The organism is Mesorhizobium sp. M7A.F.Ca.ET.027.02.1.1, from assembly GCF_004022985.1.
Classification (GTDB): Bacteria; Pseudomonadota; Alphaproteobacteria; order Rhizobiales; family Rhizobiaceae; genus Mesorhizobium.
The window spans coordinates 1-633 of the sequence record NZ_RZOL01000890.1 but is presented as its reverse complement, the minus strand read 5'-3'; the positions used below and the strand labels follow the sequence as shown (position 1 = coordinate 633).

At 64.0% G+C, this 633-nt stretch carries 1 protein-coding gene; it reads right to left on the bottom strand.

The window, feature by feature from the left end:
• On the bottom strand, positions 1 to 633 hold a 633-nt coding region (locus tag EN749_RS36850; protein WP_128365112.1), incomplete at both ends, for a glutamate racemase.

Below are 633 nucleotides of genomic sequence, written 5' to 3'. Positions count from 1 at the left end.
GTCGGCGAGAAGCGACAGCGCCCGGCGCGCAATCGCTTCAGCGGGGTCGAGCCAATCGACCGGCCAGGGCGCCGTCTTGCGCATGCGATTGGCCAGAAAGGGGTAGTGTGTGCAGGCGAGCACGACGATATCCGTACGCAGCGCATCATGTTCGACGAAGCACGGCGTGATCTCGGTGCGTACGGCCTCCTCATCGACGAAGCCCTCACGCATGTAGATCTCAGCCAGTCCCGCCAGCCTGTCGCTGCCGACCAGGCGGACATGGCATTTCTGCGCCCATTTGCTGATCAGGTCGCGCGTGTATTGGCGCTTGACGGTGCCAGGCGTCGCCAGCACCGAAACCAGCCCTGAGCGCGTACGTTCCGCCGCCGGCTTGATCGCAGGCACCATGCCGACGAAAGGATGCGCGGGAAATCTATCGCGCAGCGCATCGATCACCAACGTCGAGGCGGTGTTGCAGGCGATGACGGAAATGGCCGGCGCAAAGCGCTCAAGCAATTTGCCGAACAATTCGAGTATATGCGCCCTCAGCGCCGGCTCTTCCCAAGCGCCGTAGGGAAACGCAGCGTCGTCGGCGACATAGATGAAGCGGCGGTCGGGCATCAGCACGCGCGCCTCGCGCAGCACGGTAAG